Annotated in this window: 14 protein-coding genes and 1 tRNA gene; 7 read left to right on the top strand and 8 right to left on the bottom strand. The window is 66.9% G+C overall.

Going from position 1 to position 13,954, the window contains the following annotated elements; all coding sequences use genetic code 11:
* Positions 1 to 10: 10 nt before the first annotated feature.
* From V3B48_RS06380 to V3B48_RS06370, 3 genes are all read right to left on the bottom strand, one after another.
* Entirely contained in the window at positions 11 to 454 is a 444-nt protein-coding gene (locus tag V3B48_RS06380; RefSeq protein WP_329893391.1) for a GNAT family N-acetyltransferase, read from the bottom strand.
* 75 nt (positions 455 to 529) lie between these two features.
* Positions 530 to 1,636 (bottom strand): DUF3667 domain-containing protein, encoded by a 1,107-nt coding sequence (locus tag V3B48_RS06375; RefSeq protein ID WP_049400639.1) that lies wholly within the window; start codon positions 1,634 to 1,636, stop codon positions 530 to 532.
* A 511-nt stretch (positions 1,637 to 2,147) separates the two neighbouring features.
* A tRNA-Ser gene (locus tag V3B48_RS06370) sits at positions 2,148 to 2,240 on the bottom strand.
* 162 nt (positions 2,241 to 2,402) lie between these two features.
* Between V3B48_RS06370 and dnaX the strand changes: the two genes are divergently transcribed.
* From dnaX to V3B48_RS06350, 4 genes are all read left to right on the top strand, one after another.
* Complete coding sequence (gene dnaX / locus V3B48_RS06365) at positions 2,403 to 4,439, top strand: DNA polymerase III subunit gamma/tau (protein WP_183080197.1); 2,037 nt, start codon at positions 2,403 to 2,405, stop codon at positions 4,437 to 4,439.
* Positions 4,440 to 4,445: 6 nt separating this feature from the next.
* Positions 4,446 to 4,766 (top strand): YbaB/EbfC family nucleoid-associated protein, encoded by a 321-nt coding sequence (locus V3B48_RS06360; RefSeq protein WP_004154630.1) that lies wholly within the window; start codon positions 4,446 to 4,448, stop codon positions 4,764 to 4,766.
* Between the two features lie 141 nt (positions 4,767 to 4,907).
* The gene (recR, locus tag V3B48_RS06355; protein WP_121504037.1) at positions 4,908 to 5,507 is read left to right on the top strand and encodes a recombination mediator RecR; all 600 of its coding nucleotides are present in this window, start codon (positions 4,908 to 4,910) and stop codon (positions 5,505 to 5,507) included.
* Between the two features lie 66 nt (positions 5,508 to 5,573).
* The gene (locus tag V3B48_RS06350) at positions 5,574 to 5,933 is read left to right on the top strand and encodes a histidine triad nucleotide-binding protein (RefSeq protein ID WP_014646179.1); all 360 of its coding nucleotides are present in this window, start codon (positions 5,574 to 5,576) and stop codon (positions 5,931 to 5,933) included.
* Between the two features lie 98 nt (positions 5,934 to 6,031).
* Here the strand turns inward: V3B48_RS06350 and V3B48_RS06345 are convergent, their stop codons facing one another.
* From V3B48_RS06345 to V3B48_RS06330, 4 genes are read right to left on the bottom strand one after another with little or no spacing between them, the layout of a single operon-like run.
* Positions 6,032 to 6,559, bottom strand: a complete 528-nt coding sequence (locus tag V3B48_RS06345; protein WP_032127773.1) for a Slp family lipoprotein — start codon at positions 6,557 to 6,559, stop codon at positions 6,032 to 6,034.
* Entirely contained in the window at positions 6,556 to 8,505 is a 1,950-nt protein-coding gene (locus V3B48_RS06340; RefSeq protein WP_149908909.1) for a DUF3488 and transglutaminase-like domain-containing protein, read from the bottom strand. The genes V3B48_RS06345 and V3B48_RS06340 overlap by 4 nt, the downstream gene beginning before the upstream one ends.
* Positions 8,498 to 9,421, bottom strand: coding sequence for a DUF58 domain-containing protein (locus V3B48_RS06335; RefSeq protein WP_032127771.1), 924 nt, complete (start codon positions 9,419 to 9,421; stop codon positions 8,498 to 8,500). The genes V3B48_RS06340 and V3B48_RS06335 overlap by 8 nt, the downstream gene beginning before the upstream one ends.
* A 23-nt stretch (positions 9,422 to 9,444) precedes the next feature.
* On the bottom strand, positions 9,445 to 10,398 hold the full coding sequence (locus tag V3B48_RS06330; RefSeq protein ID WP_032127770.1) for a MoxR family ATPase: 954 nt from the start codon (positions 10,396 to 10,398) through the stop codon (positions 9,445 to 9,447).
* A gap of 42 nt (positions 10,399 to 10,440) precedes the next feature.
* On the opposite strand from V3B48_RS06330, the gene V3B48_RS06325 reads away from it, so the two are divergent.
* Positions 10,441 to 12,276 carry a glycosyltransferase family 39 protein gene (locus tag V3B48_RS06325; RefSeq protein WP_032127769.1) on the top strand — a complete coding sequence of 612 codons (1,836 nt, stop codon included), beginning with the start codon at positions 10,441 to 10,443 and terminating at the stop codon, positions 12,274 to 12,276.
* A gap of 98 nt (positions 12,277 to 12,374) precedes the next feature.
* Here the strand turns inward: V3B48_RS06325 and V3B48_RS06320 are convergent, their stop codons facing one another.
* Complete coding sequence (locus V3B48_RS06320; protein WP_049400644.1) at positions 12,375 to 12,944, bottom strand: Maf family nucleotide pyrophosphatase; 570 nt, start codon at positions 12,942 to 12,944, stop codon at positions 12,375 to 12,377.
* A 113-nt stretch (positions 12,945 to 13,057) separates the two neighbouring features.
* On the opposite strand from V3B48_RS06320, the gene V3B48_RS06315 reads away from it, so the two are divergent.
* Together V3B48_RS06315 and rpmF are read left to right on the top strand one after the other, a co-directional pair.
* On the top strand, positions 13,058 to 13,567 hold the full coding sequence (locus V3B48_RS06315; protein WP_032127767.1) for a YceD family protein: 510 nt from the start codon (positions 13,058 to 13,060) through the stop codon (positions 13,565 to 13,567).
* 107 nt (positions 13,568 to 13,674) lie between these two features.
* A complete protein-coding gene (gene rpmF / locus V3B48_RS06310) occupies positions 13,675 to 13,869 on the top strand; it encodes a 50S ribosomal protein L32 (RefSeq protein WP_004154640.1) in 195 nt (64 codons plus the stop codon).
* Positions 13,870 to 13,954: the final 85 nt, after the last annotated feature.

Here is a 13,954-nt window from a genome sequence, read left to right as displayed (position 1 = left end):
GGCGGGAGCGCTAGAGCTCCCGCTCCATTTCCACAGCGTCGATCCCGGCGCCGTGGCCATCGGGCACCACACGTATCACCTGGAAGCCCAGGCCGGCGTAGAAGCCCTGGGTGTGCTGGCTGGTGCTGAGCGTGACGCGATTGATCGAGGGATCCGCTTCGGCCTGGCGCAGGCGCGCCAGCGCCAGTTCGCGTCCCAATCCATGCCGGTGCAGCGCGTGCTGCACCATGCCCCAGCAGAAACCGGCACTGCCATCACCGCGTCGCGACAGGCCGCCACAGGCCACGATGCGGTGGTCGCGCTCGATCACCTGGAAGGCGCAGTCCATGGCCTGCTCACGCAGGAAGCGTTCAAGGTCGCTGCGCTCTTCGGGCGCGAAGTAGGTGGGCACGTTGCTGTCGAAAATCGACAGGCAGGCGCTGGCATCTGCGGGTCGGTAGAGGCGGAGGTTCATGGGCCCACGATAGACGATCGTCAGTAGATCCACGCTACACGTGGATTCATGGGCCGGATGCCGTGCGTGTATCCCTCAGGCCGAGATTCCCGCCAGCACCGCATACATCACCACGAAGCTCACCAGGAACAGGTAGACGCCGCCGATGGCAAGGTAGCGCAACACGGTCAGCGCCTTGTTGCCGCCATACACGCGTTGCTGCATCCACAGCAGATAGACCGGGACCGCCAGCCACAGCAGGGCATACAGCCATTGGCTGGCGGCGGCGAAGGCGGGGGATGCGAGCGCGCTGCTGATGCCGGCGATGAGGAAGGTTGCCAGCAGCACCATCATCAGCCAGCAGTGGCTGTACAGCGCCACCACCAGATGTTCCAGATACCCCATCTGCCGTGGCACGTAGGCGATGCGCAGTACCAGCGCGAACACCGGCATCAGGAAGAACAGGGCACCGGGCAATGCGGTCAGGATCGCCTGCATGTACAGATCGGTCTTGCCCCCCATGCGCTGGATGTTGGCGTTGCCGTTGTGCAGGCGCTTGTTGAGCCAGTTGTTGGCGAACCGGGGCCAGCCTGCCACCACGATGGGGTTGGTGTCAGCGTCCCACGGTTTGCCGTTGACGGTGTGGTTGAAGAAGGTGCCGGGCTCGGTCGTGGCGACCTCCTTGCTGGTGCCGGTGAGCTCGCCTTTGCGCTGTGCGGCTGCCGCATTCACCGCCGCTCTGGCCATGGCGAAGCCGGCGTTGCCGGTAGCAGGTGAGCTGGCCTGCTGTTGATCGATCATCGTCAGCTGTTTCGCGCGTGCGGCCTCGACCTGTTCAACGGTGATGGACTTGGCATACAGCGAATTGCCTCCGCCCATGCGGATGTCGTCGACGTGCACGAACAGTTTGCCGATGAAGAACGTAAACAGGGTGAGGATGACGAACAGCCGCAAAGGCTGCACGTATCCGACCCGGCGGCCCTTGAGGTAGTTCTGCGTGATGCGGCCGGGAACCCAAAGATCGCGCAGCGTGCGGAAGATGCGCCCGTCCAGGTGCCAGAAGGATTCGAACACTTCTTCGATGGCATGGCCCACGTGCTTGAGCGGGTTGTGCGCCGATTGCCCGCAGCGATGGCAGTAGTGGCCCTGCAGGGCGGTGTTGCAGTTCTCGCAGTCGGCGTGAGCGCTGTCGGTCGAACTCATGGGCAATGGGCCAGGCGTCGGATGAAGGCGTCTACGATAGCGAATTTTCAGGTTTCGTTCAGCTTTGTTTTGGAGTGCCAACGAGCGTGCGTAAGGCGATCAAAAGCATCCACGCGTGGCGTGGATCTACTGATGGATCTGGAGGAACAAGTCCCTCTGTTGAGGGGCTGCCCCGACAGGGGCGGGGAGAGGCAGGCGAAGGGAGGGGCCCAATGGTTGCACAGCAACGTTTGGGGCGAAGCGCGCGCAGCGCACTTCGCGTCCCGCGCCAGATAACTGAAAAAGGCCGCCCCTGGGGGCAGCCTTTTTCAGTTATCTGGCGGAGAGAGGGGGATTGTCGTGTGCATCCATGCACCCGATCCCGATGCGCGTTGCGCCTCGGGACCCGCCTGCGGCGGTCCGGTTCTGCTCCTGCAGAACCGTCGAACCCCGGCGTGGCTTCTCACCACCCATCCCATCCGCCAGACAAACGCAAAAGGGCCACCCTGTGGGCGGCCCTTTTGCGTTTGTCTGGCGGAGAGAGGGGGATTCGAACCCCCGAAGCGCGGTTTAGACGCTTACACACTTTCCAGGCGTGCTCCTTCAACCACTCGGACACCTCTCCGGATCCCTGCCATCGGCAAACGCCTCAGCAGGGGCGCAGATTCTAGCGGGCCGCGCGGCACTTCACAAGCACCCCGGTCAGGAACCTGCGAAGGACGTGCCGGAGGCGAGGGGGCTGGACAGGCATGGCACAATGGAACATCCGATGGAAAACGGTGGCCTGATGTCCTATCTCGTCCTTGCCCGCAAGTGGCGTCCGAAGCGTTTTGCCGAGCTGGTGGGCCAGGAACACGTGGTCCGTGCGCTCAGCAACGCGCTGGACAGCGGCCGGGTCCACCATGCGTTCCTGTTCACCGGTACCCGCGGCGTGGGCAAGACCACCATCGCGCGCATCTTCGCCAAGTCGCTGAACTGCGAGCAGGGCACCAGCGCAGACCCATGCGGCCAGTGTGCGGCCTGCCTGGACATCGACGCCGGCCGCTACATCGACCTGCTGGAAATCGACGCCGCGTCCAACACCGGTGTGGATGACGTGCGCGAGGTGATCGAGAACGCGCAGTACATGCCCTCGCGTGGCAAGTACAAGGTCTACCTGATCGACGAAGTGCACATGCTGTCCAAGGCGGCGTTCAACGCGCTGCTGAAGACGCTGGAAGAGCCGCCGGAGCACGTGAAGTTCCTGCTGGCCACCACCGACCCGCAGAAGCTGCCGGTCACCGTGCTCAGCCGCTGCCTGCAGTTCAACCTCAAGCGCCTGGACGAGGATCAGATCCAGGGCCAGATGACCCGCATCCTGGCGGCTGAGGAAATCGAGGCCGACGGCAGCGCGATCGTGCAGCTGGCCAAGGCCGCCGACGGCAGCCTGCGTGACGGCCTGTCGCTGCTGGACCAGGCGATCGCCTACGCCGGCGGCGCGCTGCGCGAGGACGTGGTGCGCACCATGCTGGGCACGGTCGACCGCACCCAGGTGGCAGCGATGCTCGATGCGCTGGCCGAAGGCGATGGTCCGCGCCTGTTGCAGGTGGTGGCTGCGCTGGCGGAGTTCTCGCCGGACTGGAGCGGCGTACTGGAAGCGCTGGCCGAAGGCCTGCATCGCATCCAGGTGCAGCAGCTGGTACCGGGTGCCGCAGCGGCTGCCGAAGGCCTGGATGCGACGGTGTTCGCCGAACGCCTGCGTCCGGAAGTGGTGCAGCTCTGGTATCAGATGGCCTTGAACGGCCGTCGTGACCTGCCGCTGGCGCCTAGCCCGCGCGCGGGCTTTGAAATGGCTGTGCTGCGCATGCTGGCGTTCCGCCCGGCCGCGGCGGTCCCGCCGGTGCCGAAGTCGGTGGACGGTGCAGGCAATGCGCCGGGTGGCAATGCTGCCGGTGGTGGCAGCGGTACGGGTACCCATGAAGCGACACCGGTTGCTGCCGCCACTTCGGCAAGCCCGGCCGTAGTAGCGCAGGTGGCCGCTCCGGCGCAGGCCGCGCCGCGCGAACCTGAACCCGAACCTGAGCCGGCCCCACGACCCGAACCGGACCCGACCCCGGAGCCCGAGCCGGTTCCGGTGGAAGAGCCCGTGTCACCGCCGCCGGTGAAGGCCGAAGCAGCGGCACCGGCATCCGTTGAAGCCGAAGCGGGCGACGACCTGCCGCCGTGGGCCACCGACGAAGCCGAGGCGCGTGACGAGGCGCTGGCGGCCGAGATGGCTGGGCCGGACGCCGCCATGGTGGCGCCCTGGCATGAACCGCCAGCTCCCGTCGCGGCTCCCAGCGAGCCTGCGCCGCCCGAGCGCCCGTTCCGCACTGAAGGCATTGCCATCGCGCCGGCTGAGCCGGCCCCGGCACGTGATGCCGTGCCGCAGGAAGGTGTCAGCGATCTGGCCAGCGCCGAGGATTGGCTGGATCTGGTCGCCAACAGTGGCCTGAGCGGCCCGTCGCGGCAGTTGGCCGCCAACGCCGCCTTCATCAGTTGCCAGCACGGGACCTTGAAACTGGGTCTTTCGCCCGGATTTGAATATCTGCGCTCGGAGCGCGCGCTGGCCGCCCTGGGCGAGATGCTGGAGAAGGCCCTCGGCCAGGCGCCGAAGATCGTGGTCGAGACCGTGGAAACCGAACACGTTCCGGCCGAGACCCTGCACCAGCGTGCCGATCGCCAGCGTGGCGAGCGGCAGCAGGTGGCAGAGGCTGTTTTCATGGACGATCCGGAAGTGCAGGTGCTGATCCAACAGCACGGCGCCCGGGTTGTTTCCGATTCCATCCGTTCTTTTGACGAGTAAGACACTATGCGCGGCAACATCGCCCAACTGATGCAGCAGGCCCAGAAGATGCAGGAAAACCTGCAGAAGGCCCAGGAAGAAATCGCCAAGATCGAAGTGACCGGCAGCGCCGGTGGCGGCATGGTCAGCGTGACTCTGACCGGCGCCAAGGAATGCCGCAAGGTGCGCATCGACCCGTCGCTGGCCAGCGACCCGGAGATGCTGGAAGACCTGATCGCCGCCGCCTTCAACGATGCCTCGAACAAGATCGATGCCGAGTCGAAGTCGAAGATGGGTTCGGCCACCGCCGGCATGCAGCTGCCGCCGGGCATGAAGCTGCCGTTCTGATTTTCAGCGTGGCACCCGTGTAACCGGGTGCCACGGATCCCGTAGAGTCGAGCTTGCTCGACTGTTCCAACCTTCAGTCGAGCATGGCTCGACTCTACAAACAGCCGTCGAGCCTGCTCGACGCAATGAAAGCCTGCCGCCGTGTCCGCACCCCTGCTTGAACAATTGATCGACGCACTGCGGGTGCTGCCTGGCGTGGGCCAGAAGACGGCGCAGCGCATGGCCTACCACCTGCTCGAGCGCGAGCGCGAAGGTGGCCAGCGCCTGGCCGAAACCCTGGCGCTGGCGGTGGAGCGCATTGGCCACTGCTCGCAATGTCGCGACTTCAGCGAAACCGAGTTGTGCCCGACCTGTGCCAACAGCAGCCGCGAACGCAGCCAGCTGTGCGTGGTCGAATCGCCGGCCGACCGCCTGGCCATCGAAAACGCCACAGGTTTCCGCGGTGTCTACTTCGTGCTGCAGGGGCGGCTGTCGCCGCTCGATGGCATCGGCCCGCGCGAGCTGGGCCTGGAGCAATTGGAGCGGCGGCTGGCCGAAGGCGAGGTGCAGGAGCTGATCATCGCCACCAGCGCCACTGTGGAGGGGGAGGCCACCGCGCATTACCTGGCGCAGCTGGCGCGCGCACGCAAGGTGCAGCCCAGCCGCCTGGCGCAGGGCCTGCCGCTGGGCGGTGAACTGGAATACGTCGATCGTGGCACGCTGTCGCACGCGTTCGGGACGCGCAGCGAATTCCGCGATTGAGCAACGGCCGGCATGGCCGGGCGCGGGCGGCCTACAATGCGGACGACATACCCGCCGAGGCCGATCATGAGCAACGAAACCCTCTTCAGCAAGATCATCCGTCGCGAGATCCCGGCCACCATCGTCTACGAGGATGACGAGGTGCTGGGCTTCAAGGACATCGCACCGCAGGCGCCGGTGCACGTGCTGTTCATTCCGAAGAACGAGATCATTCCGACCCTGGATGACCTGCAGCCGTCGCAGGCGCACCTGATCGGCAAGCTGGCGCTGGCTGCCGCCGAGTACGCGCGCCGCGAGGGCTTTGCTCAGGACGGCTACCGCATCGTGATGAACTGCCGCGAGGATGCCGGGCAGACCGTGTTCCATATCCACATGCACCTGCTGGCCGGTGCACCGCTGGGGCACTTCGGTACCCCGGGGCGTTGAAGCCCCTATCCTCGCATGGCGTGGATCTACCGTATCCCGGCGTGGATGGAAAAGGCCGCCCGAGGGCGGCCTTTTCCGTCATGCCTGTGCGGTGATGATCACCACCAGCCCCAGCGACCATAGCCGCCCCAGTACGGGCCATACGGGCTCGGGCCCCACGGGCCATAGGGGTAGGGCACCACGTCGACCTGACGCTGTTCCGGCCACAGGTAGATCACATCGGCCGACAGCTTCGGCAGGCGGTAGTCGTATTCGCCGATGCGGGTGTTCTGGTAGCCGTCGATCTTGCCGATGAAGGTCACGTCACGACCGGCTTCGAACACCGCCGGGTCGTAGAAGCCGGCACGGCAGGCGATGAAACGACCGTCGCTGGCATCGGACGAAGTGGTGTTCGGGCGGCCACTGCCATTGAGCGGGCGCGAGATGATCTGGAAGCAGGTCTCGCCCTGGCCGGGCTTGGTTTCGATGATGCGACCGCCCCAACGGACCGGCGTGCCGACCTGCTGGGTAGCGACTGAATCGCGAGGGGAGACCAGGCTGAACTGTCCCTGCAGCGGCTTGGGGGCCGTGGCGCAGGCCGACAGGGCCAGCGTGGCCACAGCGGTGAGAAGGAACTTGGTGTTCATGGGGAGGCTCCGGAAGTCGGGCGATGCCTGCGCAGGTCCCGCAATAATGAAGCGAGGTCGGTGCAAGTTCCAGCGTAACGCGCATCAGCGAAACGCTGGCTGAGCGCGAGCAGGGCCGGGTCAGGACGCTGCCGGTGTACGCGCTGTGCCCAGTCCTGGGCGGTTTCGTGCGGTTCACGGGCCAGGCCGAGGCGGGCGTAGCGCCGTCCGAGCCGGTGCCAGGCGCGCAGCAGCGGGTCGCGTTCGCGCTCGCCACGGGCCAGCAGCCAGGCCATCCACGCCAGCGCCAGCAGTGCGGCCACCACGAAGCCAGCGACCAGCTGCCCAGGGCCCAGATCGTCCAGCCCGAACGGCTTGAGCAGCTGTTGCTGGCGGCGCGCATCGAACGACAGCACCAGGTCGTTCCAGCCGCGGCGCAGCCAGTCGCCCAGCTGGCCCAGCTGCAGCCAACGCTGCTGCAGTGGCGTGTCCGTGCCGGCCTGCAGGCGGTCATCCAGTGTGTCCAGGATGCGTTCCGGTGCCACGGCTGCGGTCGGGTCGACCCGGACCCAGCCGCGCTGCGGCAGCCACACCTCGGCCCAGGCGTGGGCATCCATTCGCCGCACTACCCAGTAGTCGCCGATGCGGTTGCGGGTGCCGCCGGCGAAACCGGTCACCACCCGCGCCGGGACGCCGGCGTTGCGCATCAGCACCACGAAGGCCGAGCTGAAGTGTTCACAGAAGCCGGCCTTGTAGCCGAACAGGAACTCGTCGATCGGGTCGCGTCCCGCCGCAGGGGTGTCCAGCGTGTACGAGAAGTCGGTGGTGATCCACTGCAGCGCGCGGCGCACGATGGCCTCGTCATCGCTGCCAGCCTCCTGTCGCCATTGTTGCGCCAACGTGGCGGTGCGCGGGTTGAAGCCGGTCGGCAGCTGCAGCGTCGCGCGGCGCAGATAGGGCGACAGCGTGCTGTCGAAACGCAGGGGAGGGGCCGAATGCAACCGCCAGCGGCTGAGCGAGGCCAGCGGGCGTTCGCTGCTCAGGCTCATGTCCGCATCCAGCATGCTGCCTGCAGGCGCGCGGCTGGGCAGGTCCAGCGCCACCAGCTGGCGGCGGTCGGTCGGCTCGTAGTCGATCTGGTAATCCCAGCCCTGTGTACTTGCTTCAACCACCGCAGCAGGCCGCCGCGCGCTGGCGCGGTCGCGTGTCCAGCGCCGTCCATCGAAGGCTGTCAGTACAGGGCCGCGCCAGTAACGCTGCGCCGGCTCGGGTGGAGTGCCGAAGAACTGCACGCGCAGCGCCGGGCTGTCGTCGGCCATCAGGTCCAACCACTGGCCGGGCTCCATGCTGTCGGACAACCCCGGTGTACCCACGGCGCGCTCGGGAACACCCCACAGTGGTGTGGCCAGGCGCGGGAACAGCCAGAAGCAGGCCAATGCCAGCGGCAGGCCGATCGCCAACAGGCGGCCGACACCATGCAGCTGCCCGCGCAGTGGCAGGCGGCCGGCATGACCTTCATCCTGGGCCAGGCGTTGCAGCGCGATCAGTGCGCTGCCCCCGGCCAGCGCGGCCAGCGCGGTTGTCAGCGGCCCCTGGTCGAGCAGGAATGCTGCAAAGGGCGAGAACAGCGCGAAGCCGAGCAGGCTGCGGGCATCACGCAGGCTGCGCAGCTCGCTGGACTTGATCGCCAGCATCGCGGCCAGCAGTGCGCAACCGGTATCGCGCCCGGGGCGCACCATGCCCATCTGCCAGACGATGGCGCCGAGCATGCCCAGCACCAGCAGCAGGCGTACCGGCATCGGCAACACTGTCCGCCACGACAGGGCGGCGGTGATGATCGCCGCCAGCGCGATCACACCAGCCAGCAGTGGCGGCAGCTGCAGCAGCAACGGCAACAAGGCCAGCGCCGCGCTGGCCAGGGTCCAGTTGCGGGCATTGCGGTCGAGCAGGGCCGGGGTCTCAGTCATGCGGCATCAGCGCCAGCGCGCGCAGGCACAGGTGATGGTGGCTGGCGCCCTGACCGGGCCCGAACGGCGGGTGTGCAGGCAGCAGCAGGGTGTAGCGGCGGCCCTCGCGCTCGGCCACATCCACCCAGCGCGCCAATCGAGCGATGCGTGCTTCATGGCCCAACGGCGCCAACGAGCGCCAGTCGAGGATCACTTCGATGCCGACCGGCTTTTCGTACTCGCGCACCAGCAGGCTGTCGCGGCGTGCCGAGTGCTTCCAGGAAATGCTGCGCGGCGCATCGCCGGCCCGGTAGGGGCGTAGCTGATGCAGTTCCTCGCCGCTGGCATGGGCGCGGGTGTGCAGCGGATCGCTGCCGCTCTCCGGCAGTGCAGGCGCCACGGCTTCGGCCAGCGGGTAGACCAGCAGCGGCTGTTCCGGCCACACCCACGACCACGCCCGCACCAGGCCCAGCGGCTGGGTGGTGGACAGTCGGATGCGCGGCAGTTCCAGCCAGCCACGGCGTTCGCTGGGAACGTCCAGTTCCACTTCGCCACGGCCGTGCGCAGGCAGCGAGGTCCAGGCGTTGCTGTCACCCAGCTGCAGATGAAGGCCGTGCCGCGCACGCGGGTCACGCAGTGAGAGGTCCACGCGCAGACGCAACGGTTGCCCGGCCGCTACCGGCTCGGCGGAGATCGCATCGATCTGCACGCCGGACAACTGGAGATGCGCGGCAATGGCACTGGCGATTGCTGCTGCCGCGAGCAGCAGGGCCAGCAGCAGCGCCGGGTTGTTGTTGTAGTTCAGTGCGCCCAGCAGCATGGCCGCCAGCAGGGTGGCAACGAACAGGCCGAAGCGGGTGGGCAGCACATAGATGCGATGGCGGTCCAGCCGCCTCGGCAAGGCTTCGGGCCTGCGTGGCCGAGCCAGCAGCTGCATGCGTGCCCAGCGTGTGGCCACGCTCAGTCCACCGCGACGGTCTGCAGGATCGCGCGCGCCAGTGCCGGACCCGAACTGGATTCGGCTTCCGCCACCAGTCGGTGACCGGCCACCGCCACGAACAGGGTCTGCACGTCTTCGGGCACCACATGGCCGCGCCCCAGCAGCAGTGCATGTGCCTTGGCCGCGCGCAGCAGCGCCAGGCCCGCACGTGGCGACAGGCCCACGCGCACACCGGCATGCTGGCGGCTGCGGGTCAGCAGCGCCTGCACATAGTCGATCAGCGCGTCGCTGGCATGCACCTGGTTCACTGCGTCGCGCAGCGCGCGCACCTGGGTGTCATCCAGTTTCGGTACGGCACGCGCGATCAGGTCGCGACGGTCGCTGCCACGCAGCAGCTCGCGCTCGGCCTGCGCGCTGGGGTAACCCATCGCCAGCCGCAACAGGAAGCGGTCCAGCTGCGAATCCGGCAGCGGGAACGTGCCGGACAGATCCACCGGGTTCTGCGTAGCGATCACGAAGAAAGGATCGGGCAGGGCATGGGTCTGTCCATCCAGGGTGACCTGTTGCTCGGCCATCGCTTCCAGCAACGCGCTCTGCGTGCGCGGTGGTGCGCGGTTGATCTCGTCGGCCAGCAGTACGTGGGTGAACACCGGGCCGGGGTGGAACTGGAACTGACGGCTGCCGGCTTCATACACCGACACGCCCAGCACATCGGCGGGCAACAGATCGGAGGTGAACTGCACGCGCTGGAAGCTGAGGCCGAGGCTGCTGGCCAGCGCATGCGCCAGCGTGGTCTTGCCCAGGCCGGGCAGATCTTCAATCAGCAGGTGACCGCCGGACAGCAATGCGACGAACGCCAGCCTGACTTCCGGCACCTTGCCCAGTACCAGTGCGTTCACCTGATCCTGTGCCTCCCGCAGGGCCTGACGCAATTGATCGGTTAGCATGCTGGGGTTGGGGGACGAAGCTGGCATGATCGTCTCAGATCTGGAATCCACTCGATTATCCATAGAGCAATGCAAGGCGAACAGCGCGCACGGACGATATTTCTCTGGTTATGGACGCTGGTCACAGCGGCCAAGCTGATCGTTGCCGCGCGCTTGCCGCTGTTCGTCGACGAAGCGTTCTATTGGCAGGAAGGCCAGCATCTGGCCGCGGCCTATTCGGATCTGCCCGGGTTGACCGCCTGGCTGGCCCGCCTGGGCGTGGAGCTCGGCGGTCATCACGTGCTTGCGCTGCGCCTGCCGTTCCTGGCCATCGGTGCGCTGTTGCCGCTGCTGGTGGTGCGCACGGCCACGCGCTGGTTCGGCAATGTGGCGGGTTGGCAGGCGGGCAGCCTCACGCTGTTGATGCCGTTGTCGGCGACGCTGGGCCTGCTGGCGGTACCCGACGTGCCGATGGCGCTGGCGGCGGTGATCTGCCTGCACGCCGGTGCGCGCCTGCTGCACAACGTGGATGCCTCCTCGGCGATGAAGCTGGCGCTGGGCCTGCTGATCGGTGCGCTCAGCCACTACCGTTTCATCGGTGTCATCGGCGTCGGTTTCATCGCGCTGCTGGCATTGCCGCAGGGGCGGCGCATGCTGGCCGATCCGCGCGTATGGGTCGCACTGGCGGTGGGCGTGCTGGCATGGCTGCCACTGCTGGCGTGGAATGCGGACAACCACGATGCCGGTCTGAAATTCCAGGTGGTCGAGCGTCATCCCTGGGCCTTTGAATGGGGCGGGCTGTGGTTCCTGGTGATCCAGCCGATGCTGGTGACGCCGATCCTGTGCATGGCGATGTGGAAGGTGGCGCTGGCAGGAACCCGGAGCGGTGGCGGTGCGCGCGTGCAGTGGCGCTATTTCGGCCTGGTGGGCGGCGTATCCACACTGGGCATTTTCGTGCTTGGCTTCTTCACTGACGTCGAGCGGATCAGTTTCCATTGGCCGCTGCCGGGCTACCTCGCACTGCTGGTGGCGGTGCCGGTAGTGCTCAACGGCTGGCCGCGCTGGCTGCGCCGCACCGGCTGGTGGCTGGCAGGCGCGGGCATGGTGCTGGCGTTCGGCTACTACCTGATGGCATCCACGCCGGCACTGCGCGAGCAGATGGCCGGCAGCAAGTACTACCCGCGCAATTTCGCTGGCTGGCAACCACTGGCCGTAGCGGTCCATGAAGAGCTTCGGCAGATGCCGGAAGGGACGCGCGTGCTGGCCGGCAACTTCAAGGTCGGCGCCGAACTGGGCTTCCAGCTGGGCAATGGCAACATCGAGGTGCTGCCGCATCCGCTCAATGACAAGCATGGCCGCACCGCGCAGCTGGCACAGTGGGGCCTGCTGCATGAGGGCGAGCGCACGGCGCCGATGCTGCTGGTGCTGTCACCCAGCGACCAGCGCTATCGCGAACTGCTGGAGCGCTATCACGCCATCTGCGATCAGGTGGGGCCGATGCCGGCGCCACGCGTGGTCAGCAGTGATCACGGGTTCCAGCGCTTCCTGTTGTTCCGCCTGCCGGTGCAGCGCGCGGAAGGGCCGTGCGTGACGCCGGCGATGGCGTGGCTGGATGCGCCGTCCAATGGCGAGAAGGTGTCCGGCACGTTCGCGATCAAGGGCTGGGCGTTCAAGGATGGCGTCGGCCTGGCACGTGTCGAAGTGCTGGTCGATGGCCGTTCCATCGGTGACGCCCGCTATGGGCGTGTGTTCGACGTGCGCCCCGTGTGGCCGGACAGCACCGATCCGCAGCACCCGGCGGTGGGCTTCGACGCATCGCTGGATACCACCACGCTGGCGCCGGGCAGGCATTGGCTGGGCCTGCGCCTGTATGGCCGCGATGGCAGCGTGGAGCAATGGCAGGAGCAGCCGTTCGAGGTCCGTTGAGGCCTCTGCTTTTGTAGGGTCGAGCCATGCTCGACTGCTTTTTCCGGGCCGCCTGCCATCTACAGCAGAAGCAGTCGGGCAGGGCTCGACGCTACAGTTCAGGGCACCGCGAAACCGGCCCTGCGCAGCAATCCGCATACCGCAATCAGCGGCAGGCCGACCAGCGCGGTCGGGTCGCGGTTGTCGATGGCGTCGAACAGGCTGATGCCCAGGCCCTCGCATTTGAAGCTGCCGGCGCAGTCCAGTGGCTGCTCGGTGGTCACGTAGCGGGCGATCTCGTCCGGTTCCAGTGCGCGGAAGCAGACTTCGGTCAGATCGACGGCCGTGAATGATTCTCCATCACGGCTGAGACAGACGGCGGTGTGGAAGCGCACGGTCTGCCCGGACATCGCTGCCAGCTGCGCACAGGCGGCCTCGACCGTACCGGGTTTGCCCAGCGGCTGGCCGTTCAGGTCCGCGACCTGGTCCGAGCCGATTACCCAGGCGCCCGGATGGCGGGCAGCCACCTCGGCGGCCTTGGCCGCAGCCAGGCGCGTGGCCAGAGCCCGCGGCGCTTCGCCATTCAACGGGGTTTCATCCACCTCCGGGCGCGCGCAGTCGAAGGCAAGGCCCAATCGCTGCAGCAGCTCGCGGCGGTAGCGGGAGGTGGAGGCCAGGACCAGTGACATGCGAGAATACCGGGGCAGGGCGCGGCAGTCTGGCGTGTCCGCAGCGCCAGCGGCAAGTCCTGTATGGCGGGCATTTGACAGCCGCCGCCCCGATCCTTAGTATTCAGCGGCTTATGTCCGCGAACGTGCCCGAAACGCTGGATGCCTGGCGGATGGTTGTAGCGCGAAGGCGCTTCGACGGTCAGGTGTCCCTGGCTGAATTGACCCGCCTGCAGGGGTTGGTCGCAGATACCGACGGTGAGTGCAATTACTCGCTTGAATTCGGTCGCGACGACGTCTTGCGGGTATCCTATGTGGAATTGACCATCGACACCGCGTTGCCGCTGACTTGTCAGCGCAGCATGCAGCGATTCCTGTTGCCGGTGAAGATGACCCAGAGGCTTGGCCTGATCCGCGACGAGGACGAGGAATCGTCCCTGCCGGAGGAGTACGAGGCGTTGCTGGTGCCGGAAGACGGCCAGCTGCGTCCGCTGGACCTGGTCGAGGACGAGCTGGTGCTGGCGGTGCCTGTGGTGCCGCTGTCGCCCGACGGTGAAGCAGTCGACAAGGACTGGGCGCCGAGCGAAGAAGAAACAAAGCAGGCCAACCCGTTCGCGGCGTTGGCGGCACTGAAGAAACAATAGCAGCCGGATTGTCGTCGGCGGCTGCGGCGAAAGCGAAAGTGTGCTGGGCGCTGGCGTCCTGCGCGACGATACGACGAAGCAAAACGAACCGAGTTTGGAGCAATCCCATGGCTGTGCAGAAATCCCGTGTCACCCCGTCCCGCCGCGGCATGCGTCGTGCGCATGACGCCCTGAGCGCCAAGCAGCTGTCGACCGACCCGACCACCGGCGAAGTGCACCTGCGTCACCACATCACTGCCGATGGTTTCTACCGCGGCAAGAAGGTCATCCAGACCAAGACCTCGGCCGTCGAAGAAGATTGATGTGCCGGGAAGGCCGCTGCCCCCGGGCAGCGGCCTTTGCCTTCTTTCCCGGGTGTGCCGGTGATCGGCGGCCCGCGCAACAGGA

This window comes from Stenotrophomonas sp. SMYL20, assembly GCF_036320045.1.
Lineage (GTDB): Bacteria > Pseudomonadota > Gammaproteobacteria > Xanthomonadales > Xanthomonadaceae > Stenotrophomonas > Stenotrophomonas maltophilia_A.
The sequence above is the reverse complement of the archived record's forward strand: the minus strand, read 5'-3'. Positions and strand labels throughout refer to the sequence as shown.

What these genes read in the sequence shown, in the direction of transcription:
- V3B48_RS06380 (WP_329893391.1), bottom strand. Translation starts at nt 454, where the DNA reads ATGAACCTCCGCCTCTACCGACCCGCAGATGCCAGCGCCTGCCTGTCG.
- V3B48_RS06375 (WP_049400639.1), bottom strand. Translation starts at nt 1,636, where the DNA reads ATGAGTTCGACCGACAGCGCTCACGCCGACTGCGAGAACTGCAACACC.
- dnaX (WP_183080197.1), top strand. Translation starts at nt 2,403, where the DNA reads ATGTCCTATCTCGTCCTTGCCCGCAAGTGGCGTCCGAAGCGTTTTGCC.
- V3B48_RS06360 (WP_004154630.1), top strand. Translation starts at nt 4,446, where the DNA reads ATGCGCGGCAACATCGCCCAACTGATGCAGCAGGCCCAGAAGATGCAG.
- V3B48_RS06350 (WP_014646179.1), top strand. Translation starts at nt 5,574, where the DNA reads ATGAGCAACGAAACCCTCTTCAGCAAGATCATCCGTCGCGAGATCCCG.
- V3B48_RS06345 (WP_032127773.1), bottom strand. Translation starts at nt 6,559, where the DNA reads ATGAACACCAAGTTCCTTCTCACCGCTGTGGCCACGCTGGCCCTGTCG.
- V3B48_RS06340 (WP_149908909.1), bottom strand. Translation starts at nt 8,505, where the DNA reads ATGACTGAGACCCCGGCCCTGCTCGACCGCAATGCCCGCAACTGGACC.
- V3B48_RS06335 (WP_032127771.1), bottom strand. Translation starts at nt 9,421, where the DNA reads ATGCAGCTGCTGGCTCGGCCACGCAGGCCCGAAGCCTTGCCGAGGCGG.
- V3B48_RS06330 (WP_032127770.1), bottom strand. Translation starts at nt 10,398, where the DNA reads ATGCCAGCTTCGTCCCCCAACCCCAGCATGCTAACCGATCAATTGCGT.
- V3B48_RS06325 (WP_032127769.1), top strand. Translation starts at nt 10,441, where the DNA reads ATGCAAGGCGAACAGCGCGCACGGACGATATTTCTCTGGTTATGGACG.
- V3B48_RS06320 (WP_049400644.1), bottom strand. Translation starts at nt 12,944, where the DNA reads ATGTCACTGGTCCTGGCCTCCACCTCCCGCTACCGCCGCGAGCTGCTG.
- V3B48_RS06315 (WP_032127767.1), top strand. Translation starts at nt 13,058, where the DNA reads ATGTCCGCGAACGTGCCCGAAACGCTGGATGCCTGGCGGATGGTTGTA.
- rpmF (WP_004154640.1), top strand. Translation starts at nt 13,675, where the DNA reads ATGGCTGTGCAGAAATCCCGTGTCACCCCGTCCCGCCGCGGCATGCGT.